General features: G+C 37.7%; 3 protein-coding genes. All 3 read right to left on the reverse strand.

The window, feature by feature from the left end:
* Positions 1 to 228 precede the first annotated feature (228 nt).
* Positions 229 to 540 carry a helix-turn-helix domain-containing protein gene (locus tag G8O23_RS17045; RefSeq protein WP_166367105.1) on the reverse strand — a complete coding sequence of 104 codons (312 nt, stop codon included), beginning with the start codon at positions 538 to 540 and terminating at the stop codon, positions 229 to 231.
* Positions 521 to 886 carry a type II toxin-antitoxin system RelE/ParE family toxin gene (locus G8O23_RS17050; RefSeq protein ID WP_166367107.1) on the reverse strand — a complete coding sequence of 122 codons (366 nt, stop codon included), beginning with the start codon at positions 884 to 886 and terminating at the stop codon, positions 521 to 523. Before G8O23_RS17050 ends, G8O23_RS17045 begins: the two co-directional genes overlap by 20 nt.
* 1926 nt (positions 887 to 2812) lie before the next feature.
* Positions 2813 to 3520 carry a hypothetical protein gene (locus G8O23_RS17055; protein ID WP_166367109.1) on the reverse strand — a complete coding sequence of 236 codons (708 nt, stop codon included), beginning with the start codon at positions 3518 to 3520 and terminating at the stop codon, positions 2813 to 2815.
* Positions 3521 to 3866 lie beyond the last annotated feature (346 nt).

The following is a 3866-nucleotide window of genomic DNA, read 5'->3' on the forward strand; positions in this document are numbered from 1 at the left end:
AACGTAATGTTTTCATTGCTTATATTTTTCTCAAATATACGACTTTTTTGCGATTCAGTTTCGGACCGTCAAAATGTGCTACAACGGCTGGGGGTGTGAAAAGTGCTGGGATTGGGACAGCACCCAAATCCCCCGAGACGAAGTCTCGCAAAAGCCGATTTGCTTCCTAATCGGCGGAAAACCAGCTTTTTTTACACCCCTTGTTAGGGGCAGTTATTGGTTTGTCTGTCAGGAAATTGTCAGATTAATTTGTTTTCCAAAACCAATTTCAATCAACCTATAAAGTGTAGATAGTTGAATGTCACTATGTCCGTTTTCAATTCGTGAAATAAAACTTTTCCTAGTTCCTGTTTTTTCAGCAAGTTGTTCTTGGGTCATTTTGGCTTGCTTTCTTTCTTCCCTTATAATTTCGCCAATTGCAAATGCTTTAGCTTTGATTTCAAATTCAGTTCTTTTTCTTGTTCCTAACGGACCATAACGACTTTCAAGGTGTTCGTCAAAAGTTGTAATCTCATTGTAATTATTTTCTTGTGTTTTCATCTTTTTTCCTTTTTGAGTTAAAATACTCATCCTTAATTCTAAGTGCTTTGTCAATCTCTTTCTTCGGCGTTTTCTGTGATTTCTTTTGAAATCCATTAAAAAGCACAACTAGATTTCCTTCGTCAAAGCAACAGAATACTCTGTAAATGTTGCTTTCAAATTCAATTCTTATTTCAAAAAGTCCATCAGTTCCATCCATATACTGAAAGAATTTTTTCGGAATTCTTTCAGCGCTTACAACTAGGAATAGAACGTAGTCAATTTTGTCCTTAACTTTTTCTTTCAGAGGTTCAAAGAACTCTTTGAAGTAGTTTCTGAAGAATATTAGTTTTCGTTTTCGTTCCATACCGCAAAGTTAACTAATAATGGAACAAAAATCAAGTTTTTGAAAGTATCTTTTTTGGGATTAAGTGTTTTATGTCTAATATTCTGACTGTTATGTTTTTTCAATTCATTCAACTACACTATATAAAGTTTCAGATGTCAAAGAATGTTTATATGTCTATGATTGTCTGGGATTTCCGTCATAATTGCCCCTAACGGCTGGGGGTGTGTTGCGAGCTGGAGATTGAAACAGCATCGTTTTCCCCCGATACGAAGCTACCTAAATGTTGAAAAGATTCCAAATCCGCTAGATAACCAGATTTGCAATACACCCTTTGTTACCAAATGTGCGTTAGCGTTGTACAGTTTTCGGTCTGTGCGGTCGGGAAAAAATATTTTTTCTTGCGTCGGAAAATCCCTTTCTTTTCGCAACGCCAATCTCTGCAATCTTAACGTTTTCAAGGCGAAAGCAGCGTTTTTATTACTTTTTTATCTGTGCAGAAGGAATTAAATTGCAATCAGCTAAATGTGCGCAGCCATCTACGCGTTGCATTGTTGTTTTTTCTCTGCGCATCAAAAATGTGCGTAAGCCATCTTTCCGTTGCAATTTAAAAATCGAGCCGATTTCCTAAAGCGCAACTAAGCAATTTATTAATTCCTTATCTGCGAAGAAAGCGAGCGCAAGCTTTCCTAAAGTTGCATTTTAAAAATCTTACCGATTTCTTAAAACGCTGCTTTACAAATTACAAATTCCTTTTTCAGGCGTTGCTATAAATCGTGATGAGTGTCGGGGGAAAAAATATTTTTTTATAGCGCATCGAAGGTCTGTCCGCCAGTTGATTCTCCGATTGGAACATCGGCTTTATCCTGCCGATGAATCCGAACTGCTCTAAAAATTTACGCCAGCGGAACAGTCCGCCGATTCGCTAAAGTCTTCTCGGGTTTTCATCTCGCATTTTTGGTAACGGCTGGGGGTGTAACCAGTTTGGGAAAGCGGGGCAGGGGATTTATCCCCCGTTAAGAAGATTGCTGCGTGCGATACCGACCGCATAACCGTTTCAACCCAAATTGGATGCACCCCTTGTTACCAGCAGTTTATTATTTTATTGTCTTGATAATCAAATCAGAAACTGTTTTACCCTAAAAGTATTTTGCCCGCTTTTTTAAATTTTCCTTCAAGCAACGCTAATCATTCCCGTTTTTTCCTTCAATCAATGCGTACAAATAATTCAGGACGATTTTTTAAAATTCAGCGTTAAAATTCAAATTTCAAAGCTCTTTCTTACAGCTTCGCCCAGTCAGTCACAGCGATAAATTGTGCCAAAATTCTTTAAATCGAAAGTGAATACATTGATTATCATAACATAAGCACTAAAAATCAAGCCGATAATTCTGTAATTCACTTTCATTTTTTCAGTAATCAAAAATAGTATTTCAAACGATTTCTACAAGCACAATTTTAAAAATCAGCCGATTTTTTCAAATCGACACCATATTTCTAAAACTCAAGTCGTGATTTTTCTTTTCTCGAACCGCTACATTTAATTCTCAAGTCGAGATATAAAAGTCTATGCACAATTTTTAAAAACTCAAGTCATTGTTTTCAATCAGGCGTTGCTATCAAATCTTGACGTTTTAGTCGGCAAAATATTTTTATAGCCAATCGAAGGACTGTCCGCCCGCTATTATTTTCGTTCAAAGAAGTCATCTAATCATACCGATACCGCCCGATTAATCAATTCATTTTCAAAGCGGAACAGTCCGCCGATGGGCTAAATTCTTCCCGATTTCTTCCGTCAAAATTGCTGGTAACGGCTGGGGGTGTGGCGAGTGTGGGAGAGCGTGTTCCGTTTTCGTCCCCCGACGAAAACGCCCGAGCGGGCGAAACCGCTCCGAAGTCCCAGTGTCAACCCACATTGGCTACACCCCTTGTTAGCAAAAGTTGTTGTTATCTGTAATTAGTCATCCAAGATGAATAATCAGATACAATTTGAAAATTTGAATTCTTTTTGTCAACTACTTTTAAGTCCCAAAGTGGAATAGTGAAAATTTTATTGTCTGAAATTCTTCTAACGCTCGCATAAATTCCTTTCCAATCATCATATTCTTTTTCCAGTTTAATAAAATCAAATTTATCAGTATATGAAGGTTTCGTTTTCTTTAATTCTTCATATTCCTTTTTACTCCAACCGCCTAAAATGTATGGTTCTTCCCAGTCGAAATCTTCCATTCCTGTCAAAATACAAAGAGTTTTCAAGTTAGTTTTCAAGAAATTAAAGTAACGATTTAAATTCTCCTCATTAACAGAAACATCATCTGATTTTATAATCTCGTTAATTCTTTTTTCCTCTTCATCGATAGAGTATTGAGCATTTATTTCCATTTGTTTTCTTAAAGTGTCTTTTTGTGAATCTCTCGGATTGACAATTTCAACTTCTTCCGTTTCTAGACAAATTAAATTGTATTCGAAACCATTCATTAAACTGTCAATTATGTAATCCTCTTTTAATTCAGAAAGAGTGATGCTATCCAGTTCAATAGTCAGAATATTCTCATTAATTTCAAGAATTCTGCCTGTCCATCCTTCAATTAATAATTCTTCATAATCAGGCGATTTTACACCTTTTCTTACACTTACACTACTTCCGATTTTCATAGTTATGCGATTTTTCGTCTTACAATTTTTGCTAACGGCTGGGGGTGTGAGCAGTGGGGGAGTTCGTGGCGCATCGTCATCATCCGCCGTTAGTGCCGCCCCCGTGCGGGTTCTGCTGATTCGAAGTCATCACATCCCCCACATTGCTTACACCCCTTGTTAGCAACCTGTGGTTAAAAAACTGGATGTGCGGTCGATATCCACATATCCCCCGTGACAACGCTGCCCGGCAGCAAGCCCCTTGCCCATCAGCCAGCCCAAATGCTGGTGAGGTGCGGTGGGGTAAAGGGAAATATTTCATCGTGTAAAGCAATTCATTTCAATTTTTCAGCGCCTAGCCACAACA

This window comes from Perlabentimonas gracilis, from assembly GCF_011174675.1.
Lineage (GTDB): Bacteria > Bacteroidota > Bacteroidia > Bacteroidales > Tenuifilaceae > Perlabentimonas > Perlabentimonas gracilis.

Excerpts from the sequence above, each read along its gene's own strand:
- G8O23_RS17045 (WP_166367105.1), bottom strand. The coding sequence starts at position 540 with ATGAAAACACAAGAAAATAATTACAATGAGATTACAACTTTTGACGAA.
- G8O23_RS17050 (WP_166367107.1), bottom strand. The coding sequence starts at position 886 with ATGGAACGAAAACGAAAACTAATATTCTTCAGAAACTACTTCAAAGAG.
- G8O23_RS17055 (WP_166367109.1), bottom strand. The coding sequence starts at position 3,520 with ATGAAAATCGGAAGTAGTGTAAGTGTAAGAAAAGGTGTAAAATCGCCT.